21 protein-coding genes, 1 tRNA gene and 1 pseudogene are annotated in these 22,056 nt (G+C 72.8%); 19 read left to right on the top strand and 4 right to left on the bottom strand.

The genetic code is table 11. The features are described 5' to 3' along the window. A pseudogene (locus MPTA5024_RS30615) lies at positions 1-658 on the top strand (serine/threonine protein kinase); the annotation flags it as partial. Positions 659-788: 130 nt separating this feature from the next. Here MPTA5024_RS30615 and MPTA5024_RS30610 read toward each other — a convergent pair. Next, on the bottom strand, positions 789-1,799 hold the full coding sequence (locus MPTA5024_RS30610; protein ID WP_036330706.1) for a M48 family metallopeptidase: 1,011 nt from the start codon (positions 1,797-1,799) through the stop codon (positions 789-791). Positions 1,800-1,917: 118 nt separating this feature from the next. Between MPTA5024_RS30610 and nadD the strand changes: the two genes are divergently transcribed. The 3 genes from nadD (at position 1,918) to MPTA5024_RS30595 (ending at position 4,538) form a co-directional block, all read left to right on the top strand. Beyond that, positions 1,918-2,529: a nicotinate-nucleotide adenylyltransferase gene (gene nadD / locus MPTA5024_RS30605; protein WP_157099811.1), complete on the top strand. Its 612-nt coding sequence runs from the start codon at positions 1,918-1,920 to the stop codon at positions 2,527-2,529. Positions 2,530-2,619: 90 nt separating this feature from the next. Then, complete coding sequence (locus MPTA5024_RS44410) at positions 2,620-3,183, top strand: winged helix-turn-helix domain-containing protein (protein WP_036330704.1); 564 nt, start codon at positions 2,620-2,622, stop codon at positions 3,181-3,183. Between the two features lie 83 nt (positions 3,184-3,266). Next, on the top strand, positions 3,267-4,538 hold the full coding sequence (locus MPTA5024_RS30595) for an MFS transporter (RefSeq protein ID WP_036330703.1): 1,272 nt from the start codon (positions 3,267-3,269) through the stop codon (positions 4,536-4,538). Here the strand turns inward: MPTA5024_RS30595 and MPTA5024_RS30590 are convergent. Next, positions 4,516-5,379, bottom strand: a complete 864-nt coding sequence (locus tag MPTA5024_RS30590; RefSeq protein ID WP_051458859.1) for a hypothetical protein — start codon at positions 5,377-5,379, stop codon at positions 4,516-4,518. The two genes, MPTA5024_RS30595 and MPTA5024_RS30590, sit on opposite strands and share 23 nt — an antisense overlap. Positions 5,380-5,671: 292 nt before the next feature. On the opposite strand from MPTA5024_RS30590, the gene MPTA5024_RS41445 reads away from it, so the two are divergent. The 4 genes from MPTA5024_RS41445 to MPTA5024_RS30570 all read left to right on the top strand — a co-directional run bounded on the left by MPTA5024_RS41445 (position 5,672) and on the right by MPTA5024_RS30570 (position 7,488). Next, positions 5,672-5,971 carry a hypothetical protein gene (locus tag MPTA5024_RS41445; RefSeq protein WP_036330702.1) on the top strand — a complete coding sequence of 100 codons (300 nt, stop codon included), beginning with the start codon at positions 5,672-5,674 and terminating at the stop codon, positions 5,969-5,971. A 282-nt stretch (positions 5,972-6,253) separates the two neighbouring features. Then, entirely contained in the window at positions 6,254-6,658 is a 405-nt protein-coding gene (rsfS, locus tag MPTA5024_RS30580; protein ID WP_036330701.1) for a ribosome silencing factor, read from the top strand. A gap of 22 nt (positions 6,659-6,680) precedes the next feature. Further along, positions 6,681-7,316 carry a histidine phosphatase family protein gene (locus MPTA5024_RS30575; protein ID WP_036330700.1) on the top strand — a complete coding sequence of 212 codons (636 nt, stop codon included), beginning with the start codon at positions 6,681-6,683 and terminating at the stop codon, positions 7,314-7,316. A 99-nt stretch (positions 7,317-7,415) separates the two neighbouring features. Further along, positions 7,416-7,488, top strand: a tRNA-Ala gene (locus tag MPTA5024_RS30570). 90 nt (positions 7,489-7,578) lie between these two features. Here the strand turns inward: MPTA5024_RS30570 and MPTA5024_RS30565 are convergent. Then, on the bottom strand, positions 7,579-8,967 hold the full coding sequence (locus tag MPTA5024_RS30565; protein ID WP_036330699.1) for a Dyp-type peroxidase: 1,389 nt from the start codon (positions 8,965-8,967) through the stop codon (positions 7,579-7,581). A 174-nt stretch (positions 8,968-9,141) separates the two neighbouring features. Between MPTA5024_RS30565 and MPTA5024_RS30560 the strand changes: the two genes are divergently transcribed. The 5 genes from MPTA5024_RS30560 (at position 9,142) to MPTA5024_RS30540 (ending at position 13,649) form a co-directional block, all read left to right on the top strand. After that, positions 9,142-10,236 (top strand): carboxylate-amine ligase, encoded by a 1,095-nt coding sequence (locus MPTA5024_RS30560; RefSeq protein ID WP_036330698.1) that lies wholly within the window; start codon positions 9,142-9,144, stop codon positions 10,234-10,236. Positions 10,237-10,337: 101 nt separating this feature from the next. Beyond that, positions 10,338-10,691: a hypothetical protein gene (locus tag MPTA5024_RS30555; protein WP_036330697.1), complete on the top strand. Its 354-nt coding sequence runs from the start codon at positions 10,338-10,340 to the stop codon at positions 10,689-10,691. Next, the gene (locus MPTA5024_RS30550) at positions 10,688-11,080 is read left to right on the top strand and encodes a hypothetical protein (protein ID WP_036330696.1); all 393 of its coding nucleotides are present in this window, start codon (positions 10,688-10,690) and stop codon (positions 11,078-11,080) included. The genes MPTA5024_RS30555 and MPTA5024_RS30550 overlap by 4 nt, the downstream gene beginning before the upstream one ends. A gap of 290 nt (positions 11,081-11,370) precedes the next feature. After that, positions 11,371-12,870 carry a CynX/NimT family MFS transporter gene (locus MPTA5024_RS30545; protein WP_063794807.1) on the top strand — a complete coding sequence of 500 codons (1,500 nt, stop codon included), beginning with the start codon at positions 11,371-11,373 and terminating at the stop codon, positions 12,868-12,870. A gap of 101 nt (positions 12,871-12,971) precedes the next feature. Then, positions 12,972-13,649 carry an SRPBCC family protein gene (locus MPTA5024_RS30540; protein ID WP_036330695.1) on the top strand — a complete coding sequence of 226 codons (678 nt, stop codon included), beginning with the start codon at positions 12,972-12,974 and terminating at the stop codon, positions 13,647-13,649. Positions 13,650-13,806: 157 nt separating this feature from the next. Here MPTA5024_RS30540 and MPTA5024_RS30535 read toward each other — a convergent pair whose 3' ends face one another. Then, positions 13,807-14,466, bottom strand: coding sequence for a slipin family protein (locus MPTA5024_RS30535; RefSeq protein ID WP_036330694.1), 660 nt, complete (start codon positions 14,464-14,466; stop codon positions 13,807-13,809). Between the two features lie 789 nt (positions 14,467-15,255). Here MPTA5024_RS30535 and MPTA5024_RS30530 point away from each other — a divergent pair. From MPTA5024_RS30530 to MPTA5024_RS30505, 6 genes are all read left to right on the top strand, one after another. Continuing rightward, a complete protein-coding gene (locus MPTA5024_RS30530) occupies positions 15,256-16,245 on the top strand; it encodes a DMT family transporter (RefSeq protein ID WP_063794806.1) in 990 nt (329 codons plus the stop codon). A gap of 114 nt (positions 16,246-16,359) precedes the next feature. Then, positions 16,360-17,340: a LacI family DNA-binding transcriptional regulator gene (locus MPTA5024_RS30525; protein WP_232326706.1), complete on the top strand. Its 981-nt coding sequence runs from the start codon at positions 16,360-16,362 to the stop codon at positions 17,338-17,340. Between the two features lie 245 nt (positions 17,341-17,585). Then, positions 17,586-18,575 carry a LacI family DNA-binding transcriptional regulator gene (locus MPTA5024_RS30520; RefSeq protein ID WP_051458892.1) on the top strand — a complete coding sequence of 330 codons (990 nt, stop codon included), beginning with the start codon at positions 17,586-17,588 and terminating at the stop codon, positions 18,573-18,575. Between the two features lie 74 nt (positions 18,576-18,649). Beyond that, positions 18,650-19,627, top strand: a complete 978-nt coding sequence (locus MPTA5024_RS30515) for an ABC transporter substrate-binding protein (protein ID WP_051458858.1) — start codon at positions 18,650-18,652, stop codon at positions 19,625-19,627. A gap of 64 nt (positions 19,628-19,691) precedes the next feature. Then, complete coding sequence (locus MPTA5024_RS30510) at positions 19,692-21,203, top strand: sugar ABC transporter ATP-binding protein (protein WP_036330690.1); 1,512 nt, start codon at positions 19,692-19,694, stop codon at positions 21,201-21,203. After that, positions 21,200-22,056 (top strand): ABC transporter permease (locus MPTA5024_RS30505; protein ID WP_036330689.1); only part of this gene is annotated, 857 nt, incomplete at its 3' end. The genes MPTA5024_RS30510 and MPTA5024_RS30505, both read left to right, overlap by 4 nt.

Below are 22,056 nucleotides of genomic sequence, written 5' to 3'. Positions count from 1 at the left end.
GGACGGGGCTGCCCGTTCCCGCCCCGCCGTGGCTCCCGCGGGCGGGCGCCGGCCCAGGGCGGCGGGCCGCGACGGACGGGCGGAGTCGGCGCTCGCGGTGGAGGCGCCGCCCGAGGAGGGCGCGGCCGAGACCGCGATCGGCATCCCGACCGGCAGCGCGGCCATGCTCGTGCTCGCGGTGATCGCCGTTCCCTGCGTGGTGGTCGCCGTGATCTACCCGCTGACCGCGTTCGCGATCACGGCGGCCTTCGGCGTGGTGACGAGGGCCGTGTGGACGAGCCACTGGCTGGTCCGCAACCGCAGGCCCGGGCGGTTCCGCGGGGTTCTGCGGGTGCTGACGTTCCCCGTGGCGCTGGCCGGCTCGCTCGTCTCCGCCGTCGCGTGGCCGGGCCTTCCGGCGGCCGCCGCCGGCTTCGTCGCGCTGTGGGTGGCGGCCGGGACGCGCCTGGAGCCGCAGTGGTGGACCCAGGCGGTGCCCGTCACGGTCGCCGGGGTCGCCTTCGGCGTGGTCAGCGGAGGCATCCTCGGACGGGAGGTCGAGCGGGCCGGAGCCGCCATGCCGGGACTGCGCAGGGAGGGCCTGCGGGCGCTCGCCGTCCTCGGCGGCTTCGTGGCGCTGTGCGCCGCCGCCGTGCAGGCCGTCGCGCTGTTCGTCTGACGGCCGGTCACGCCGTCGCGCGTCTCGCCGGGTGATCGGCGCGCCGTGCCCTCTCATCCGGAGCGGTACGGGCCCTGGCGCCCGCCGCCGAACGGGCCGCGGGACGGGCGGGACGCGAACTACGGGGCGGTCAGTTCTCCCGGCGGGCGAAGCGGTTGAAGATGCGCTCGCCGGCGTTCACCGCGCCCTCGGCGACGTCGCGGAGCACGCCGATGAACGGGTCCTGCGACTGCGCCCACGACTCGCGATAGGAGTTGGCCGCCGCCTTGACCTCGTCGGTGATCTTGGCGTTGGCGTCGTCCGCGCGGCGGGGGTAGTCGCCCGCCAGGATGCGCTCGTACTCGCCGCTGCGCCGCCACCGGTCGAGCTCGGCCACCCGGGTGACCGCGAAGGGGTGCGTGGTGCCGAGCATGTTGAGGACCTTGAGCAGGCCGTCGCGGACGTCGCCCGCCGTGTCGTACTCCCGGGCCTGGTCGAGGAAGGCCTCGATGTTCATCTCGTGCAGCCGCGAGCCGCCGGCCAGCTTCATCAGGGCCCGCAGGGCGGCGTCGGGGTCCTGCCCGGCCACCAGGCCGCCGCGGTCGGCGGACATCTCGGCCTTGCGCTGCCACTCCTCCAGGGCGGCCACGATCACGCGCAGGCCGATGTACCCGAGCGGGATCCACGCGACCCGGGTGGCGAGCCGGGTGAGGACCGCCAGCATGGTGCCGTAGACGGCGTGCCCGGACAGGATGTGGGCCGTCTCGTGGCCGATGACGAACCGCAGCTCCTCCTCGTCCATCAGGTCGAGGATCCCGGTCGAGACGATGATGAACGGCTCGTCGAAGCCGATCGCCATGGCGTACGCCTTCGGGTCCTGCTGGACGTAGATCTCCGGGATCCGGTGCAGGTCGAGGATGTACGCGCTGTCGCGGCCCATGTCGTAGAGCGCGCGGAACTGGGTGTCGGTCGTGCGCACCGCGGAGGCCAGGAACATCAGCCGCAGCCGGCGCTCGCTGAAGAGCCCCGACATGCGCTTGAGCACCGAGTCGAACCCACTGAGCGAACGCATCGCGACCAGCGCGGACCGGTCGGCGGGGTGTTCGTAGGCTCGGGAGCTGATGCCGGGCAGCTGCACGCGATTGCGATCGGGAGTGGTCATGCTCCGCATGCTATGTCCCACGGACTGGACGCGCGCGGGAGCGCCGTACGAGGCGAAAACGTGACCAAGCCGGGGCCGGTTTCGGGCCTGTCCGGGCATGCACTTTATGCTCCGTTCCATGAGAAACGGGGCCGCGACCAGGCGGCTGGGCATCATGGGCGGGACCTTCGATCCCATCCATCACGGCCATCTCGTCGCCGCGAGCGAGGTCGCGCACCACTTCGACCTGGACGAAGTGGTGTTCGTCCCGACGGGTCAGCCGTGGCAGAAGGCCGACCAGATCGTGTCCTCCTCCGAGGACCGCTATCTCATGACCGTGATCGCGACCGCGTCCAACCCGCGCTTCTCCGTCAGCCGGGTGGACATCGACCGTCCCGGTCCGACCTACACGATCGACACGCTGAGGGACATCGCCGCGACGTACGGGCCGAAGGCGGACCTCTACTTCATCACGGGCGCCGACGCGCTCGCCCAGATCCTCAGCTGGCGGGACGCGGACGAGCTGTTCACGATCGCCCACTTCGTGGGCTGCACCCGGCCCGGGCACACCCTCCAGGACCCGGGCCTGCCCGAGGGCAAGGTCAGCCTGATCGAGATCCCGGCGCTGGCGATCTCGTCGTCCGAGTGCCGGGAGCGGGTGGCCGCAGGCGAGCCCATCTGGTATCTCGTCCCGGACGGCATCGTGCAGTACATCAACAAGCGCGGCCTCTACCAGCAGCCCGAGGACTGACCGGCACACCCGCGAGACGTGCGCCGGAGAACTCTCCGCACAAGTACAAAAGTATTTGTACAAGAAATCCGGAGTATCTAGCATCGACGGGTGCATGACGACTCCACGCGCGAGGTGCGCGACTCCAAGGTGCTCGCGGCGATGGCCCACCCGCTCCGCCGCCGCTTGCTCGACGTCCTGCGGGTGGACGGCCCGTCGACGGTGTCGGTCCTGGCCGAACGGACCGGGGAGGCCGTCGGCAAGGTCAGCCACCATCTGAGGGTCCTCGGCGCGAGCGATCTCGTCGAGGAGGTGCCGGAGCTCGCGCGGGACCGCCGGGAACGCTGGTGGCGCAGGACCTCCGGCAGGCTCGACTGGTCGCCGTCGGACTTCCCGGACGATCCCGTCGCGCTGGCGGCCGAGTCGCTGGTCCTGGAGCGGCAGACCGCGCTTGCCAGGCAGTGGTTCGCCGAACGCGAGGACCATCCCGAGCCGTGGCGCCGGGCCGCCTTCACCGCCGACCACTGGGCCCGCCTGTCGGTCGCCGAGCTCGCCGAACTGGAGGAGCGGATCGTCTCCCTCATGGCCTCGCTGGCCGACCGGGAGGTTCCCGACGACGGCCAGGAGCGGAAGCTCGTCTTCCTGACCGTACGGGCCGTTCCGGGGCGGCCGTGACCGCCCCCGATCCCGCAGCCGCCGATCCCGCTGCCGCCGATCCCGCTGCCGCCGATCCCGCTGCCGCCGATCCCCCAGCGGCCGTGAGCGGCGGGCCGCGCCGGCCGAGGGACTTCCGGCTGCTGTGGGCCGGTGAGACGATCAGCCTGCTCGGCGGCTCCGTGGCCGCCGTGTCGCTGCCGCTGGTCGCCGTGGTGACCCTGCACGCCGGCACCTTCGCCACCGGGCTGCTGACCGCGGCCGCCTGGCTGCCGTGGCTCCTGGTCGGGCTGCCCGCCGGAGCCTGGGTGGACCGGCTGCCGAAACGGCCGCTGATGCTGGCCTGCGACCCCTGCGCGGCGGCGGTGTTCGCCACCGTGCCGATCGCGGCCTGGGCCGGCGCGCTCACGATGACGCACCTGATCGTGGCGGCCGCGGCGGGCGGCGTCGCGCAGGTGTTCTTCACCCTCGCCTACCGCGCGTACCTGCCGGTTCTCGTGGGGCCCGAACGGCTGTTGCACGCCAACACCCGGCTCCAGGGCAGCGAGTCCGCCGCCGGCGTCGCCGGTCCCGGGCTGGCGGGGGTCCTCGCCCAGGCGTTCGGCGCGGTGAGCGGGGTGCTGGCGGACGCGGTCAGCTTCGTGGTCTCCGCGGTGTGCCTGCTGTGCGTGCGGACGCGGGAGCCGCGGCCCGCCCGCGGAGCGCGGCGGCGGCTGCCCGCGGAGATCCGGGACGGGCTCCGCTTCGTGGCGCACGACCGCTACCTGCGCGCGCTCGCCGTCTTCAGCGCGATGTCTAACATCTCGCTCATGGGCTACCAGCCGGTCCGGATGGTGTACCTCGCCAGGGACGCCGGTGCCGGGCCGGGCGCCATCGGCGTCGTGCTGGCGCTGGCCGGGGTGGGCGGAGTGGCAGGTGCGGCCCTGGCCGGACGGATCGCCGGGCGGTTCGGGACGGCGCGGGGCTTCCTGCTGTGCGAGGCGTTCGCCGCGCCGATGCTGCTGCTCGGCCCGATCGGCGGCGGCCCGGCGTGGTTCGCCGCCGGGGGGTTCGGCGCGGGGATGGGGATCGTCGCCTCGAACATCCTCACGGGGACGTTCCGCCAGCGCTACAGCCCGGCCGGACTGTTCGGGCGGATCACCGCGAGCACCGCCGCCCTGAACTACGGCGCCATCCCCCTCGGCGGGCTGCTCGGCGGCACGCTGGGCGAGCTGATCGGCCCACGGGAGACGCTTGCGGTGACGGCCGGCCTCGCGATCCTCTCGGTGGGCGTCCTGCTGCTCGGCCCGTTCCGTCCCCTGCGCGACTTCCCCGGCCCGGCCCGCCGCGACGGGCTCCTCGCCGGGGGAGCCCTCAGTCCTGGGCCGCCGACGTGAAATGGGACGGCGGGCGGGGCGCGAGAGTGCTGGTCGCCCGGCGCAGGACGGCCTCCGGAACACGGGAGCCCGCTCTCACGACGACCGTCGCGTCGTCGCGGTCGACCACGTGGATCGTGGCCTCGTCCACCGCCCGCGACCAGGTCCGCGGCCCCGCCTGCTCATACGGGCTGTCCTCGCCGGGCGGGTCCACGCGGGACCGGACGACGATCGTGACGGCGGAGGCGGATCGCTCACGCGGGGTGGCGGCGCGGTGAAGGGCCGCCGGGCGCAGGACGTAGCGCAGCTCACCGGGCCGGGACGCCACCCGCTCGACCACGTACCCCGGGAGGTCGGGCCCGATCAGGGGGATCCCGGGATCGAGGGGACGGCGGGGAGGCGCGGTCGGCGCCACGAGAGGCGGAGGGCCGCCCACGGCCATCAACGGCACCTGCTGGGCCCACCACAGCGTCCCCGGTGTCGTGAGCAGGGCGGTGAGCGCGTACGCCAGTCCCAGGACGAGGCACACGGCGACCAGCCGGTTCGGGACGAGCCGCCAGGCCACGGTGTCGAGGAGGGTCCACAGCAGGAACGCCGCCGGCGGGGCCGGAAGGGCGACGTGCCAGGCGGGCCGCACGCGCACGGCCCACAGCGACGGCCAGGCCGTGACGAGGAGGAACGGCGCCGCCCCCATGAGGATGACCGCCCCCTGCCCGAACCGGGCCGAGGGGTCGTACGGGAGGACGGCGAGTCCGGCCGCGGTGAGCGCCCACGCGAGCGGCGGGAGCGCGAGACCGACGAGCGCGGCGGCGAGCGTGCGGCGCAGCGCCGGCGGCACGGCGGGCCGGCTGGGGGGAGCCATGCGATCAAGGGTGGCACGCGGTGCCGACCACGGCCACGACTCACCGGGACTTTACCCGGGGATATCGGCCTGACCTGCGGGAACGTCAATGGCGGGGGTGTGGTTAGGAAAGTTGTCCAGGAGGCGGCAGGCAGGCTTTGCGCGGGGATGGACGACCCGGCGGCGGTCCGGCGGTTAACGTGCGAAGCAGGAGCCGGGCCGCGTGAGGCCCCCCGCTCCCTGGATATTGATCCGGCGCTCCGTACGCCCCGGTCCGGCCGGGGCCACGACCGTCACAGTACGGAGTGATCCCATGCTCAAGGAAGCTCTCGCCGCGGGCGCGATGGCCCTGTCGGCCCTCGTCGTGCCCGCCACGATGCCGGCGCAGCCCGCGCACGCGCTGACCGTCACGCAGCCGACCGACCACGGACGGCCCTGTTGTGGCCATCGACGCCACCACAGGCACCACCGTCACCACCACCGGCCTCAGCAGCAGCAACAACAGCAGCAGCAGCAGGGAGGCCGGCACCACCGATCCCAGCAGCAGCAACAGCAGCAGCAACAGCAGGGGTCGGGAGGCCAGCAACAGCAGCAGCAACAGCAGCAGCACTGAGCCAGCACCGGCAGCGGTGAGCCGCTGCAGCGCCGGATCAATTCCGCAGCACGACCGCCCCACGAGGACCGTCCTCGCGGGGCTTTCTCCTGCCCCCGGCGGCTTCCGTCTCCCCGTCCCCGCAGGAATCAGGGCGCCCCGGAGGACGTTGAATCCCTGATCCGGGGCATACCCCCGATAACGGGGGCGTCCCGATAGGGTCGTCACCGCGTAAGTCGGTTGTACGGCGCACGATGACTGTGCACCCTGGAAGAGCCCGACAACGGAGGACAGAACCGAATCGTGACAGCATCTGAGAGAGCGATCCAGTTGGTCAGAGTCGCCGCCGAGGCGGCGGCCGAGAAGCTGGCCGACGACATCATCGCCTACGACGTGAGCGACCAGCTCGTCATCACCGACGCCTTCCTGCTCTGCTCCGCCTCCAACGACCGCCAGGTGCGGGCGGTGGTGGACGAGATCGAGGAACGCCTGCGCATCGAGGCCGACGCGAAGCCGGTGCGCCGCGAGGGCGAGCGGGAGGGGCGCTGGGTGCTCCTCGACTACCTCGACATCGTCGTCCACGTCCAGCACGAGGAGGACCGGGTCTTCTACGCGCTCGAGCGCCTGTGGAAGGACTGCCCCTCCATCGAGCTGCCGGAGAGCGTCAAGCGGGTCGCGGCCCAGCGCGGGCACGGGGCGGCTCGGTGACGCACGACCACGGGGCGGCGCGATGAGCCGCCGGATGGTCTGCCTGCGCCACGGGCAGACGCTCTGGAACGTGGAGCAGCGATTCCAGGGGCACACCGACATCGGGCTCGACGAGGTGGGCGTCGCCCAGGCGGCCCGGGCGGCCTCCCTGCTCGCGTCCCTGCGGCCCTCCATGATCGTCTCGTCCGATCTGCGCCGCGCCCACGACACCGCCTCGGCCCTCGCCCGCCTCACCGGCCTTGACGTCTTCGTCGACAAGGACCTGCGGGAACGCGGCGGCGGCGCCTGGGAGGGCCTGACCCGCGAGGAGATCAAGGCCGGATGGCCGGTCGAGTACGAGGCGTGGGAGGCCCCGGGCGGAGAGGTCGTCACCGACGTCGCCGACCGCGTCGCCGAGGCGATGACCCGCTGGTCGGGCCGGCTCGACGACGACGGCCTGCTGGTGGTCGTCTCGCACGGCGCCGCCACCCGTCTGGGCATCGCCCGGCTGCTGGGCCTGCCGCAGGAGCTGTGGTCGGTCCTCGGCAGCCTCGGCAACTGCTCGTGGTCGGTGCTGGAGGAGGGACGCCGGGGCTGGCGTCTCCTGGAGCACAACGCGGGCACCCTGCCGGAGCCGGTCAGCAGCGACGACAGCCCGGCGGTCACGGCCGACGGCTGAGCCTCAGTGGCCGGTGTGACCGGTGACGATTAGGTAAACGGATGGGCGTGCTTGTATGCTCTCCGAGCGCCGCGCCGGGAACACCCGGAGCGGTGGCAAGGGGCTATAGCGCAGCTGGTAGCGCACCTCCATGGCATGGAGGGGGTCTGGGGTTCGAGTCCCCATAGCTCCACCCGCTTTCTCCCGCCCGTGATCTCGCGTTCACGGGCGCACGGCCGGGTCGCGCGGCCGGCCGTACGCCCGCGGCTCACGGGCCGCCCGCTCAGCCCAGGCTCTTGAGGTAGGCGAGCGACGGCATGAAGAAGTACTCCCCGCCCTTCATGGTCACGGTCTGCGGCACCTGGTGCTGGGGAGCGCCGAGCGCCGAGGAGCCCCACTGCTTCGGGAAGCGCACCTTGACGTCGCGCTTGCCCTGGCCGATCACCGGGTCGTGCCCGGTGCCCCCGGCGGGGAAGTCCGGGTTGTCGGCCCAGCTCTGCTGGGTGAACTCGAACTGGCCCTGCAGGCTGGAGTTGAACGCCATGAACAGCAGGCCCACCCCGCCGGTGGGGCGCGTCTGCGGAGGGGCGTCGTCCCACGGCCGGTCGGTCCGGGAGCCGTACGTCTGGCCGCGCCGGGCCATCATCACGCCGAGCACGCGCTCGAGGCCCTCGTCCCGGGAGTCGCGCGGGTTGGCCTTGCGGATGTGCGCGCTGACCGGGCACCGGGACCCGGGGTCGTCGCGGTAGCTGAAGTCGTTCTGCACGGGGAAGCCGGCCGAGCTGGGCCGGTCGTGCAGCCGCAGCGGGGTGCCGTTGCGGAACCGGCCGACCAGCATGGCCCCGGCGCGCGCGCGGTCGGCCCCGGTCAGGCCCAGGGCGTCGGCGAGGGAGTCCTCGGCCTCCCGGAACGCCCGCACGTTCTGCTCCAGCTTGCGCAGCACCAGGTAGCTGCCGAAGTGCCGGCTGGGGTGGGGCGCGAGGGGGTCGGCGACCAGGACGTGGCTCAGCGGGAAGAACGGGTTCCAGTTGGTGCCGGACTCCTGGGTCACCTGGTCGGCCAGGAAGAGCGGCTGGCTGCGGCCGTCGACGTACCCGAAGTGCTCGATGCCCCGCCCCTGGTCGTCCCGCAGGCCGGCGCCGGTGTCCTCGCCGAGGACCTTCGCGGTCTTCGGCAGCAGCGCGAGGACCCGCTTGCGGGTGGCCGCGACCGGCTCGGGGGTGGCGTCGCCGATCAGCACGACGGCGTGGATCTCGCCCTGGTACTGGGGCTCCCACGCGCTCACCGGGGGGTCGCTCAGCGTGTCCTGGCGCCGCTTGAGGCCCGACTTGAACGCGTTGTCGCCGAACTTCGCGGTCTCGTGGCCGAGCTTGAGGTAGCCGAGCTTGCTGATCCCCACGCCGACGTACGGCGTGCCGGGGGCCTTCGTCTTGTTGAAGGCCCGCACCTCGTCGAGGTGCTTCCTGGCCGACTTCATGAGCGGGACGAGCGCCTTGAGGAAGCGCCTGCCGTCCGCGCCGTCGCCGAAGTTCAGCAGCAGCAGGGACAGGCTCTCCCGGACGTGCGCCTGGAGGATGTTCGGCTGGAGGTTGTCCAGCATCGCCTTGGTGTCGGCGTCGAGGCTCGCCGCGTCCCACGCGAGCGGTTTGGTGTTGGACAGGTTCACCGGCATCGTCGGTCCTTCTCCATCGTCGTCTCGGCTGGGCCCCCGATCCCTAAGAGTCTTCTCCCACGCAACCGGTTCTCCTGGATAGTCCGGGAAATCCCGCACCCGCCGTCCACACAGCGGGGGAACGGCGACGTGCCAGGTCAGGCCTAACCCGTGCACGGTGGGTAGTGACCGGCCATGACGAAGAGACGACCTGTCGGCGTGGAAGAGGAGTTCCTCGTCGTGGACCTGGAGAGCCGGCGGCTCACCCCGCTCGCCCAGGCCATGCTCGACCGGCTGCCGGGGGAGGGGTTCGCCGCAGAGCTGCAGCGGTCCGTGGTGGAGACCAACAGCACACCCCTGGAGGACCTGGGCGACGTCCGGGCCGAGCTCGTACGGCTCCGCGGCGCGCTGGTGTCGGCGGGGGAGCCGCTGGGCGTGGGGGTGATCGCCTCCGGCACGACTCCCCTGACCGGAGTCGACGGGTACACGATCTCCCCGGGGGAGCGGTACCGCTACCTGTCCGACGAGTACCGCTTCCTGGCCCAGGAGCAGCTCATCTGCGGCGCCCAGGTGCACGTGGAGATCGACGACCGCGACGTCGCTGTGCTCGCCGCGCAGCGCGCGGAGGCGTGGCTGCCGCCGCTGCTCGCGCTGAGCGCCAGCTCGCCGTACTGGGAGAACGAGGACACCGGGTACGCCAGCAGCCGGACCCTCGCCTGGCAGCGGTGGCCGACGGCCGGGTCGCTGGGGCCGTTCGCCGACGCCGCGCAGTACGACCGCACGGCCGAGGATCTGGTCGCCTCCGGCGTCATCGAGGACCAGGGCATGGTCTACTTCGACATCCGGCTGAGCGCCCACGTGCCCACGGTGGAGATGCGGATCTGCGACTCCTGCCCGCTCGTGGACGACGTCGTCCTGCTCGCCGGGCTGTTCCGCGCCCTGATCACGAGGGAGAGCGAGGCCGTCGAGCGCGGCGAGCCGCCGCGCGGAGAGCAGCGGCCCGCGCTCTTGCGCGCCGCCAACTGGCGGGCCGCGCGGTCGGGGCTGGAGGGCGACCTGCTGTCGCCGCTCACCAGCAGGCCGTCCTCGGCGCCACAGCTGATCACCTGGCTGCTCGACGACCTGCGGCCCACGCTGGAGGAGCTGGGCGACTGGGAGCTGGTCTCCGAGCTGGCCGACGAGGCGCTGCGGCGGGGCAGCTCGGCGTCCCGGCAGCGCGGCGCGCGCGCCGTCAACGGCCGTCCCGAGGACGCCGTCGGCCTGCTGCTCGACGAGACCCGCAAGGCCTGAGCGTCGGCCCGCCCGTCCCCCTGCCTGAGTGACAGGGGGGACGGGCGGGCCGATACCCTACTGGCCATGTCACTGGCCACGTCCCCCATCCGCGGCGCCCGATGACCGGGGCGTACTCGGGCTGGCTGATCGGTGCCGGCCTGCTGCTGGCGCTCGTCGCCGTGATCACCGCGATCCGGGACCGTCCGATGGGCACGGTGCTGCTGGCCGGGCTCGCGGCGCTGGAGGTGGCGCTGCTGGTGCAGGCGGCCCTCGCCCTGGCCCGGATCGGGCACGTGGGGGAGAAGGCCACCTTCGTCGGCTACCTGCTCGGCACGATCGTGATCCCGCCCGCCGCGGTGTGGTGGGGGCGGGCCGAGCGCACGCGCTGGGGTCCGGGCGTCATCGCGGTCGCCGCGTTCACGGTCGCGGTCATGACCGGCCGGCTGCTGCAGATCTGGAACGCGGGCGCATGACCGGGGAGGATCGGCCGATCCGGTCGGGGCCGGGCCGCGTGCTGGTGGCCGTGTACGGGGTGTTCGCGCTGGCCGCGACCTCCAGGGCCGGTGTGCAGATCGCGACGAGGTTCGGCGAGGCGCCGCTCGCGTACCTCCTGTCGGCCGTCGCCGCGGTCGTCTACATCGTGCTGACCGTCGCGCTCGCCCGGGGCGCCCGCCGCGTCGCGGTCGCCGCGTGCCTGGTGGAGCTGGCCGGGGTCCTGGTCGTCGGCACGCTCAGCCTCGTCGACGCCGCCGCGTTCCCCCAGGCGACCGTGTGGTCCGGGTACGGCAGCGGCTACGGCTTCGTGCCCCTCGTGCTGCCCGTCGTCGGCCTCTTCTGGCTCCTGCGCCGGCGCCCCGTCTGACCCGTACGGCCGGGCTCTCCGCGCCCTTCCGGCACCTCACCCTGGCCGGCGCCGCCGCCGAACCTTGGCACGCGTCGTCAGTGGTCTGGCACTCGGGCATCACGACATCCGACCGCCGCGCCGCCTCCGTGAGCTCATCGGCGGGAGCGGCGACGCGGCCCCCGGCGTTCCGCAGCCCTGAGGCCGTCGGCCCGTCGAAGCCCCGAGCCTGCCGACCGGGCATTTTGACAGCGCTGATACGTTTATCGGGTCATAGGACGTTTGGTGTGGGTTGAAGGAGTTGTGTCGGCATGAGCGTCGTCGTGACGCACAGGAGACCGGGCGGATCGATGGCGTGGTTCATCGCGGTGGGCATCGCGCTGGCCGCGCTCAACCTGCGGACCGCGGTGACCAGCGTGGGAACCGTGCTGGACGAGGTCAGCGCCGGACTCGGCATGTCGGCCGCGGCCACCGGGCTCCTCACGACCTTGCCCGTGCTCTGCTTCGCGCTCTTCGGCGCGGTGACACCCGCGCTGTCGCGCCGCGTCGGCGAGCACGCCCTGCTCCTCGGCGCGATCGTCCTGCTCGGCGCCGGTCAGGCGGTCCGCTCGGTCGTGGACTCCGCTGTGCCGTTCCTGGCCGCGAGCGCGGTGGCGCTCGCGGGCGGCGCCATCGGCAACGTCGTCATCCCCGCTCTCATCAAGAGGCACTTCCCCCGGCGCGGCGGCGCCATGACCACCGTCTACTCGACCGCGCTGGCGGTCGGGACGATGGTCGCCGCCGCCGCGACCGTTCCGGTCCAGGAGGCCGCGGGGGGCAACTGGCACGTCGCACTAGGGGTGTGGGCGGCCCTGGCCGCCGTGGCCGTCATTCCGTGGCTTGCGCTCGCGCGGCGCAGTGAGCCGGAGCGGCGCAGCACCCACGCGCGTGCGGGGCGAGCCGCACTCCTGCGCAGCAGGCTCGCCTGGGCCGTGGCCGGATACTTCGGCTCCCAGTCGCTCATCGCCTACGTGATGTTCGGGTGGCTGCCGCTGCTGCTGCGGGACAACGGGTACACCTCCGGCCAGGCCGCGGTGATCCTCGCCGTGTTCACCGGTCTCGGCATCCCCATCTCGCTCGCCGTGCCCCCGCTCGCGACCCGCCTGCGCGACCAGCGGCCGCTCGTCGCCGCGTTCGTCGTGCTGTACGCGGCGGGCTTCGCCGGCCTGCTCAGCGGCCACGCGCTGTGGGCGTCGTCGATGGCGGTCGCCGTCGGGATGGGCTCGTTCCCGCTCGCGCTGTCGATGCTGGCCCTGCGCACCCGTTCGGGCGCGGCCACGGCCGCGCTTTCCGCCTTCGGGCAGAGCACCGGCTACCTCATCGCCGGCGCCGGTCCGATCACCTTCGGCCTCCTCCACCAGGTCAGCGGTGGGTGGGCGCTGCCGTTCGGCCTGCTGTTCGCCGCGGTCGCGGTCCAGTTGGTCACCGGCTGGTACGCCGGGGGCGAGCGCACGCTGGAGGACGAGGGCGGTGCCGTGCCGGCGGGTCCGGACGCTGAGGCCGGGGGTGTGGAGGCCGGGGGCGTGGAGGCCGCGGAGCGGGCGGCGGACGCGGCCGATCACGCGGAGGGCGCAGGAGGGGGCGGCCACGCCTCGCGCGGCGTCCCCGGCCCCGTCACCGGGCACCCGGCGCTCGGGATCCGGGACCTGGTCGCCGGTCGCCACCACACGTCCGACGAGCGGGGGCGCCGGTCGGACGCCGTCCCCGCCGGCCCTCGTCAGGGGCGTCGCTCCGCACGGCCGGGACGCCGCCGCGGTTCCCGCTCGCGCTGACGCGACCGGGCGCGTCGCCGCCGTCCGGGCCGCCGGTCTCGTGGTTTAGGCCCCTGACAGGGGGCAGGGCATCCTTCGCAACCACGAGAGAAGGAGGAGGCATGAGCTCGATCGAACAGTCCATCGACGTGAATGTCCCGATCCGTACGGCGTACAACCAGTGGACCCAGTTCGAGAGCTTCCCGGAGTTCATGGAGGGCGTGGAGTCGGTCAAGCAGATCGGCGACACCCGTACCGACTGGGTGGTCGAGATCGCCGGCGTCCGCAGGGAGTTCGAGGCGGAGATCACCGAACAGCACCCGGACGAGCGCGTGGCCTGGCGGTCGCTGGACGCGCCGCGGCAGGCCGGCGTGGTGACCTTCCACCGCATCGACGACGCCACCACCCGTGTGACGCTGCAGATGGAGTACGACCCGGAGGGCTTCCTGGAGAAGGCGGCCGACGCGCTGCAGATCGTGCGCCTGCGCGTGCGCGGGGACCTGGAGCGTTTCAAGACCTTCATCGAGTCGCGCGGCGCCGAGACCGGCGCCTGGCGTGGAGAGGTCCCCGGCCCGCACCAGCAGGGCACCGGCACCACCACCACGGGCACCGGATACGGCTCCGGCACCGGGTACGACATCGGCGAGCCGATGCCGCCCCAGCCGGTCGACCCCGACTACCCGCGTGACGCGCCGCTCCCGCCGCCCGGCAGCGGCCCGATCCCGCCCGCGCCCGGCACGGGTCCCGCGCCCGGCACCGGCCCGGTGCCGCCGCGCGACACGCCCGGACCGGTCATCTAGCCGTAACGCCGGCCGTCATTTGGCGGTAGCGCCGGACTGTCAGGAGCCCAGCCTCCCCGAAAGGGGCGCTGGGCTCCTTTCTGGTACATTCCTTCGTGTAGTCATCCTACGAATACGGCCTGCGTCATCGCGGGGGCGGCGCAGGCCGTACGGAGGACTACTCCTGCAGGTGGCGCGGGTCGAGGACGAGCGTCGTCTGCCGGTCGGCGGCGACCTGGAGGGTGCGCAGGCGCAGCAGCGCCGGGTGCTCCTCCAGGAGCCGGGCCGTGTTGGCGAGCGAGCGAAGCGCCGCCGCCTCCGCCCGCGCCTCCTCCAGCGCGGCCTTGCCCCGCTCGCGGGCGACCACCGCGTCCATCGCCGCCCGGCGGAGCTCGCCCGGCAGCATGAGGTCGCGCACCCGCACCTCGTTCACCACGATCCCGAGCCCGGAGACCGCGGTACGCACGGCCTCGGCCAGCCCGTCGGAGAGCGCGGCGCGGCTCTGGAGGGCGTCGTCGAGCGTCACCGCGGCCACCCGATCCCTGAGGGCGTCCTGCACCGCGGCGTAGAGAAGGGCCTGGGGGTGCTCGGCGCCCGTCGTGTAGGCGACCGGGTCGTCCACCCGCCACAGCGCGGTCAGGCTGGCGCGCACGGTGACGCCGTCGGCCGTGATGACCTCCTGGCCGGACACCGTGAGCAGGCTCGGCCTGACGTCCACCGTGACCAGGCGCGTCCTGCGCTCGCGGTACCGATGCCGCCCGGGCGCGAGGACCCGGTCGAACCGTCCGTCCACGTAGGCGAGCACGCGCTGCCACTCCATCACCGTCACATGAGCCACTGCTCACCTCCGATCCTGGGAACGGCTCCGGACGCCGCGCGGCGGCGGGGCGGGGGCGCTCCCGGCACGCCGGGCGCCCGCATGGCCCTGCCGTCGCCGGTGCGGCGTCCGGAGCCGTTCGGGTGAGAGGAATCGAACCTCGACCTCGCGGTGACCAAGAAAGCCGGAACCGCGATGCGGGGAACGCGATCCGGCGATGCCGGTGCGCCCCTGCGTCGTCCCGGATCCCCCACGGTAGCGGCGGCCGCCGGCCGAGATCGATCGGTTTTCCGGTCCTCGCCGGGGGCGCGACGGCGTCGTGAAACCGGGCGGGAACGCGCGGCGCGGGAAAGGCGGACGCGCGGGGAGGGCAGCCGCGGGGGCCGGAAAGGCGTGGGGTGGGAAAGGCGATGCCCCTCAGGGACGAGGGTGCGGCCGGAAAGGCGTGGTGTGGGCCGGGATCTTCGGCCTCAGGGGCGCGGGCGCGGCCGGAGAGGCGTGGCGCCGGGACCGGGAACGCAGTCCGGGCTCGGGGCGCGAAGGTGGGCAGCCCGAGGCGACCTGACCTCGCCTCGGGCTGCCACGAAGCAAGAGTAAGCCTTCGCCTCCCGGCTTCGCGCCCCGGCACCCCCAAAACGTGGTGCGACGCCTGCGGCGGGCGCGGTAGCGTGCCCGCGTGCGTCTGATCGTCTCTCCGCCCCCCGCCCGCTAGCGGGCGGTCTCCCCTGGTGAGCCGGGCCTGGGCGGCCCGGCCGGTGGCTGCTGCCCGCGTACGGGATCCGGTAGGCCAACTCACCGAGAGAGACGTCGATGACGCGTGTTTCCGCCCTGCCCGTACGGCAGGGTCTCGTCTACCTGTCCATAGCGGCCGTCGCCTGGGGCACCGGGGGCGCCGCGGGGGCGCTGCTCCACCGCACCGGCCATCTCAGCCCGGTCGCGGTCTCGTTCTGGCGGTTCGCCTGCGGCGCGGCGCTGCTCGTGGGCGCGAGCCGCCTCGCCGGGCGATCGGGCGCGGGCTCCGCGGCGCGGCGCGGCGGACGGCCCTCCACCCGGGCCGTCCTCGTGCTCGGCCCGGCGATGGCGGTGTGCCAGGCCGCCTACTTCGCCGCCATCGCCGAGAGCGGCGTGGCGGTCGCCACGATGATCACCATGGGGGCCACGCCCGTGCTCGTGGCGCTCGGCGGGCGGGTCGTCCTGCGGGAGCCGCTGGGTCGGACGGCCCTCGCCTGCCTGGGACTCGCCCTCGCCGGTCTCGTCCTGCTCGCGGGCGGCACAGGCGGCACAGGCGGGGCGCACACCGGTGCCGAGACGCCGTCGCCGGCGGGAGTGGGGTACGCGCTGCTGTCGGCGGCCGCCTACTCCCTTGTAACGCTGGCGAACCGGCGCTCGCCGGCCGGCGGCGCGGCGACGTGGGGGTTCGCGGCCGGCGCGGTCTGTCTGCTGCCGCTCGCGGCGGCGACCGGGCTGTTCCCGGCGGCGGCCGACGCGGGGGTCACCGCGCTGCTGCTCGCCTACCTCGCGGCCGTGCCGACCGCGCTCGCGTACGGCCTGTTCTTCGCGGGCCTGCGCGTGGTCACCGGGACGACGGCGGCCGTGGTCTCGCTGCTGGAACCGCTGGTGGCGGCGGTCATCGGCGTGGCCCTGCTCGGCGAGCGGGTCTCCCCGGCCCAGGTGTGCGGCGGGCTCGCGCTCATGGCGGCCGTCGCCTGCCTCGCCCGCGCCGAGCTGGCCCGCGCGGAACCCGCCCGAGGAAGGCCGGAACGCGCGGAGCTGCGGCGGCGGTGGCGGCGCCTGCTCTAAAAGGGAATATTGTTACCGCAAAAACTCAGGAATCCTGAGCGGAAGACGAGCGGGGACGAGATGACGACGGCCGGGTCCGGCGACCGACCCGTGGAGCGCCCGAAGGCGGCGGTCATGGAGGACGTCGCCGAGCTGGCGGGCGTGTCCGCGATGACGGTCTCCCGTGTGCTGAACACGCCGGAGAAGGTGCGGCCGGAGACGAGGGAACGGGTCCTCGCGGCGGTCCGCAAGCTGGACTACCACCCCAATTCGGCGGCCCGCGTCCTGGTGACCGGCCGCTCGGGCGTGCTCGGCGTGGTGTGCTTCGACACCACCCTGTACGGCCCGGCCTCGACGCTGTACGGCATCGAGCAGGCCGCCAGGGAGAACGACTACCTCGTCAGCATCGCGAGCCTCCCGTCGCTGAACCGCAGGTCCATCGCCGAGGGCGTCGATCGGCTGCGCTCGCAGTCGGTCGACGGCGTCATCGTCGTCGCGCCGCACGAGTCGGCGGCCGAGGGACTGCGCCACCTGCCGGCGGGCCTCCCCGTGGTCGACGTCGGCGGCGGCGGGGACCTGCCGGTTCCGGCGGCCGCGGTCGACCAGCACGCCGGCGCCGTCCGCGCCACCCGTCACCTCCTGGGCCTCGGGCACCGGACGGTGTGGCACCTGGCGGGCCCGCCCAACTGGATCGACTCCAGCGGCCGGGCGGCGGGGTGGCGCTCGGTGCTGGAGGCTGAGGGGCGGGAGGCGCCCGAGCCGCTGGCCGGCGACTGGAGCGCCCAGTCGGGCTACGAGATCGGCAGACGGATGGCCGGCGAGAGGGAGCTGACCGCGGTCTTCGCCGGCAACGACCACATGGCCATGGGCCTGGTGCGCGCGCTGCGCGAGGCGGGCCGGCGCGTGCCGGAGGACGTCAGCGTGGTCGGCTTCGACGACGTCCCGGAGTCGGCGTACGTGTGGCCGCCGCTCACGACCGTGCGGCAGAACTTCGGCGAGGTCGGCAGGCGCGCCTTCCGGCTGCTGCTCGACCGGATCGCAGGGGCGGAGGGACCGGTCCGGCGGCTGGTCGAGCCCGAGCTCGTCGTGCGGGGGAGCACCGGCTCGCGCCCCTGAACGTCTCCGACGTCCTCGCCGGTGGGCGCTGTGTCCCCTGGTGTCGCGCCGTGTCCCGCGGTGTCCGGCCGGACCTTTCCGGCCCGCTGGGGGCATGTTGACGCGACGTTAACGGGTGGTTTCGGCGTGACCGGACCGTAACCGGCGGCCTCCTTGACGACAGGGTGTGTTAACGCTCACAGTCTTCCCAGGCCGACAGAGAGGAGCAGCCGGTGGGACCCAGCCCGGAACGCCGCCCGCCCGTGATGGCGGACGTGGCCAAGGTGGCGGGCGTGTCGCACCAGACGGTCTCGCGGGTGCTCAACGACCATCCGAACGTCCGCGCGGAGACCCGGACCCGGGTGCTGCGCGCGATCGACCAGCTCGGCTACCGACGCAACCTCGTCGCCCGGGCCCTGGTCACCAAGCACTCCCGCACGCTGGGCGTCGTCAGCTTCGACACCACACTTTACGGCCCCGCCAGCACCGTCTACGGCATCGAGCAGGCGGCCAGGGAGGCCGGCTACTTCGTCAGCATCGTCAGCCTCCGGACCATCGACAGGGCCGGAGTCCACGACGCGATCGACTATCTGACCGACCAGGGCGTGGACGGCATCGTCGTGGTCGCCCCACAGCGGTCGGCGGCGCAGGCGCTGGAGGACATGCCGACGGGCATGCCGGCCGTCGCCGTCGAGGGCGGTCAGGCGGGCGAGGTGTCCGTGGTCAGCGTCGACCAGGTGGAGGGCGCCGCCCTGGCGACCCGTCACCTGCTCGACCTGGGGCACGAGACGGTCTGGCACATCAGCGGACCGGCCGACTGGCTGGAGGCCGAGGGCCGGGTGCAGGGCTGGCGCGAGGCGCTGACCGCCGCCGGCCACCGGGTGCCGGACGTGCTGACCGGCGACTGGAGCCCCCGTTCGGGCTACCGGGCGGGCAAGCGGCTGGCGGAGATGACGAGTGAGGTCACGGCGGTCTTCGTGGCCAACGACCAGATGGCGCTGGGCGTGCTGAGGGCGTTCGCGGAGGAAGGGGTGAGGGTCCCCGAGCAGATCAGCATCGTGGGTTTCGACGACATCCCGGAGTCGGAGTTCTTCTCCCCTCCTCTCACCACCATCAGGCAGGACTTCGGGGCCGTGGGCAGGCGCAGCATCGACGTGCTCCTGCGGCAGATCGAGGCGGAGGGTCCGTGCGAGCGCGAGCGCCACGTGGTCCCCCCTCGGTTCGTCGCCAGGGCCAGTACGGCGCACGCGCGTTAGCCGCCCGCGGAAGTCATGAAGGTTGACGCGGCTCCGGCCGTGTTAGCGTTAACATCCAGAAAGGAACACCCCCCGTGTTGAAGAGGTTCTCGGCGCTGGTTCTGGCCGGCGTCACGGCGTTCGCCATGGCCGGATGTGGCTCCGGTTCGGGCGGTTCGGGCGGCTCGGGCGACGGCAAGATCGTCATGGGCTTCTCCCAGGTCGGTGCGGAGAGCGGCTGGCGCACCGCCAACACCAAGTCGGTGCAGGAGTCCGCCAAGGAGGCCGGCATCGACCTGAAGTTCTCCGACGCGCAGCAGAAGCAGGAGAACCAGATCAAGGCGATCCGGTCCTACATCCAGCAGAAGGTCGACGTCATCGCCTTCTCCCCGGTCGTCGAGTCGGGCTGGGACACAGTCCTGCAGGAGGCCAAGAGCGCCAAGATCCCGGTCATCCTGACCGACCGGGCCGTGGACTCCAAGGACACCAGCCTCTACCGGACCTTCCTCGGCTCCGACTTCGTCGAGGAGGGCAAGAAGGCCGGCCAGTGGCTGGTCGACCAGTACAAGGACAGCAAGGACCCGGTCAACATCGTCCAGCTCGAGGGCACGACCGGCTCCGCTCCCGCCAACGACCGCAAGGCGGGCTTCCAGCAGGTGATCTCGGCCGATCCCAAGTTCAAGGTCATCGCCTCGCAGTCGGGCAACTTCACCCGGGCCGAGGGCAAGCAGGTCATGGAGGCCTTCCTCAAGTCGAACCCGAAGATCGACGTCCTGTACTCGCACAACGACGACATGGCGCTCGGCGCCATCGAGGCGATCGAGGGCGCGGGCAAGGTGCCCGGCAAGGACATCAAGATCATCTCGGTCGACGCGGTGCACGACGGCATGCAGGCGCTGGCCGACGGGAAGATCAACTTCATCGTCGAGTGCAGCCCGCTGCTCGGCCCCCAGCTGATGGACCTGGCCAAGAAGGTCGTGAAGGGCGAGCAGGTCCCGGCCCGCGTCGTGACGCAGGAGACCACGTTCACGCAGGACCAGGCGAAGCAGGCGCTGCCCAGCCGTAAGTACTGATCCCCGACCGGGCCGCCCTCCCACCGGGGGGCGGCCCGGCGGCTCGACGAGGAGGGGGCGCCGCATGGCCGAACCCGCGCCGATCCTTCAGATGAGGGGGATCGGGAAACAGTTCCCCGGCGTCAAGGCGCTGGACGGCGTCGACTTCCGCCTGCTGCCCGGCGAGGTCCACGCGCTCATGGGTGAGAACGGCGCCGGCAAGTCCACCCTGATCAAGGTGCTGACCGGCGTGTACGACATCGACGCCGGCGAGATCGAGCTGAGGGGCGGCCGGGTGGCCTTCTCCAGCCCGCTCGCCGCCCAGCACGCCGGCATCAGCACGGTGTACCAGGAGGTCAACCTCTGCGCGAACCTGTCGGTCGCGGAGAACATCTTCATCGGCCGTGAGCCGCGCCGCCTCGGGCGCATCCAATGGAAGGAGATGCGACGCCGGGCGGCCGAGCTGCTGTCGCGCCTCGAGATCGACATCGACGTCTCGGCGGCCCTGTCGTCGTACTCGCTGGCCGTCCAGCAGATGGTGGCCATCGCGCGGGCCGTGGACATCGACGCCCAGGTCCTGATCCTGGACGAGCCGACCTCCAGCCTCGACGCGAGCGAGGTGGCGCAGCTGTTCCGGGTGATGCGGCGGCTGAAGGAGCAGGGCATCGCGATCCTGTTCGTCTCGCACTTCCTCGACCAGATCTACGAGGTCGCCGACCGCATGACGATCCTGCGCAACGGCCGGCTCGTGGGGGAGTACCTCACCAGCGAGCTGAGCCAGGTGGAGCTGGTCGGCAAGATGATCGGCCGCGAGCTCGCCGACCTGGAACGCCTCGAGGGCAAGCCCCTGGCGCGGCAGGCCCCGGCGCTGGTGGAGGCGGACGGACTGGGCCGGTCGGGCGCGATCGAGCCGTTCACGCTGACCATCCACGAGGGCGAGGTCGTCGGGCTGGCCGGCCTTCTCGGCTCCGGCCGCACCGAGGTCGCCCGGCTGCTGTTCGGCGCCGACCACGCCGGCTCCGGCACCCTGCGGATCGGCGGGGAGCAGGTCAGCCTGCGCACCCCGCGCGCGGCGATCCGGCATCACGTCGCCTTCTGCTCGGAGAACCGGAGGGCGGAGGGGCTGGTGCCCGAGCTCACCGTCCGGGAGAACATCGTGCTCGCCCTCCAGGCCGCCCGCGGCTGGACCCGGCCCATCCCGCGGCGCCGGCAGGACGAGCTGGTGAGCAAGTACGTGTCCGCACTGAACATCCGCCCGGCCGACCCCGAGCAGCTCGTCCGCAACCTCAGCGGCGGCAACCAGCAGAAGGTGATGCTGGCCCGCTGGCTCATCCTGGAGCCCCGCCTGCTCATCCTCGACGAGCCGACCCGGGGCATCGACGTGGGCGCCAAGGCGGAGATCCAGCGGCTCGTGGCGGAGCTGTCCGACGGCGGGATGGCCGTGCTGTTCATCTCCGCCGAACTGGAGGAGGTGCTCCGGCTCAGCCACAAGGTCGGCGTGCTGCGCGACCGGAAGCTCGTCGCCGAGATCGACAACGACGAGCGGCTGACCACCGACGCACTGACGGAGACCATCGCGAGCGGAGCCGCGTCATGACCGCGTTCCTCGGACCCTTCCTCAGACACCGCCTGTTCTGGCCCGTCGTGATCCTGGTGGGGCTGCTCCTGCTCAACCTGGCGTTCACCGACAACTTCTTCCACGTCGAGATGAAGGACGACCACCTCTACGGCAGCCTGATCGACATCTTCCGGTTCGGCGCGCCGCTGATCCTGGTGTCGCTCGGCATGACCCTGGTCATCGCCACGAGCGGGATCGACCTGTCGGTGGGCTCGGTCGTCGCGATCTCCGGCGCCCTCGCCTGCCTGCAGATCAGCGACCTCGGCAACCAGAACTCGGTGGGCGGCGTGCTGAGCGCCGTGGGCGTGGCGCTCCTGCTCTCGCTGGTGCTCGGCGCCTGGAACGGCCTGCTGGTCGCGGGCGTGGGGATCCAGCCGATCATCGCGACGCTCATCCTCATGGTCGCCGGGCGCGGCCTCGCCCAGCTCATCACGCAGGGCCAGATCATCACGATCAACAGCTCGCCGTACAAGCTGATCGGCGGGGGGTACTGGCTCACGGTGCCGTTCGGGATCATCATCGTGGTCGCGGTGCTGGCGCTGACCGCGTTCCTCACCCGGCGCCTCGCCCTCGGCCTGCTCATCGAGTCGGTCGGCGGCAACGCGGAGGCGAGCCGGCTGGCCGGCATCGGCTCCCGAGCAGTGATCATCACCGTCTACACCTTCTGCGCCCTGTGCGCGGGGATCGCCGGGCTGATGATCAGCTCGAACGTCTCCAGCGCCGACGGGAACAACGCCGGCCTGTGGATCGAGCTGGACGCGATCCTGGCCGTCGTCATCGGCGGCACGCCCCTGTCGGGCGGCCGGTTCTCGCTCGGCGGCACGGTGCTGGG

It is taken from the genome of Microbispora sp. ATCC PTA-5024 (genome assembly GCF_000511135.2).
GTDB classification, from domain to species: domain Bacteria; phylum Actinomycetota; class Actinomycetes; order Streptosporangiales; family Streptosporangiaceae; genus Microbispora; species Microbispora corallina.
The sequence above is the reverse complement of the archived record's forward strand: the minus strand, read 5'-3'. Positions and strand labels throughout refer to the sequence as shown.

Bases quoted from the DNA above. Each gene is read 5' to 3' on its own strand.
- MPTA5024_RS30610 (WP_036330706.1), bottom strand. From the start codon at position 1,799: ATGACCACTCCCGATCGCAATCGCGTGCAGCTGCCCGGCATCAGCTCC.
- nadD (WP_157099811.1), top strand. From the start codon at position 1,918: ATGAGAAACGGGGCCGCGACCAGGCGGCTGGGCATCATGGGCGGGACC.
- MPTA5024_RS30590 (WP_051458859.1), bottom strand. From the start codon at position 5,379: ATGGCTCCCCCCAGCCGGCCCGCCGTGCCGCCGGCGCTGCGCCGCACG.
- MPTA5024_RS41445 (WP_036330702.1), top strand. From the start codon at position 5,672: ATGCTCAAGGAAGCTCTCGCCGCGGGCGCGATGGCCCTGTCGGCCCTC.
- MPTA5024_RS30575 (WP_036330700.1), top strand. From the start codon at position 6,681: ATGAGCCGCCGGATGGTCTGCCTGCGCCACGGGCAGACGCTCTGGAAC.
- MPTA5024_RS30565 (WP_036330699.1), bottom strand. From the start codon at position 8,967: ATGCCGGTGAACCTGTCCAACACCAAACCGCTCGCGTGGGACGCGGCG.
- MPTA5024_RS30560 (WP_036330698.1), top strand. From the start codon at position 9,142: ATGACGAAGAGACGACCTGTCGGCGTGGAAGAGGAGTTCCTCGTCGTG.
- MPTA5024_RS30555 (WP_036330697.1), top strand. From the start codon at position 10,338: ATGACCGGGGCGTACTCGGGCTGGCTGATCGGTGCCGGCCTGCTGCTG.
- MPTA5024_RS30550 (WP_036330696.1), top strand. From the start codon at position 10,688: ATGACCGGGGAGGATCGGCCGATCCGGTCGGGGCCGGGCCGCGTGCTG.
- MPTA5024_RS30545 (WP_063794807.1), top strand. From the start codon at position 11,371: ATGAGCGTCGTCGTGACGCACAGGAGACCGGGCGGATCGATGGCGTGG.
- MPTA5024_RS30540 (WP_036330695.1), top strand. From the start codon at position 12,972: ATGAGCTCGATCGAACAGTCCATCGACGTGAATGTCCCGATCCGTACG.
- MPTA5024_RS30530 (WP_063794806.1), top strand. From the start codon at position 15,256: ATGACGCGTGTTTCCGCCCTGCCCGTACGGCAGGGTCTCGTCTACCTG.
- MPTA5024_RS30525 (WP_232326706.1), top strand. From the start codon at position 16,360: ATGGAGGACGTCGCCGAGCTGGCGGGCGTGTCCGCGATGACGGTCTCC.
- MPTA5024_RS30520 (WP_051458892.1), top strand. From the start codon at position 17,586: ATGGCGGACGTGGCCAAGGTGGCGGGCGTGTCGCACCAGACGGTCTCG.
- MPTA5024_RS30510 (WP_036330690.1), top strand. From the start codon at position 19,692: ATGGCCGAACCCGCGCCGATCCTTCAGATGAGGGGGATCGGGAAACAG.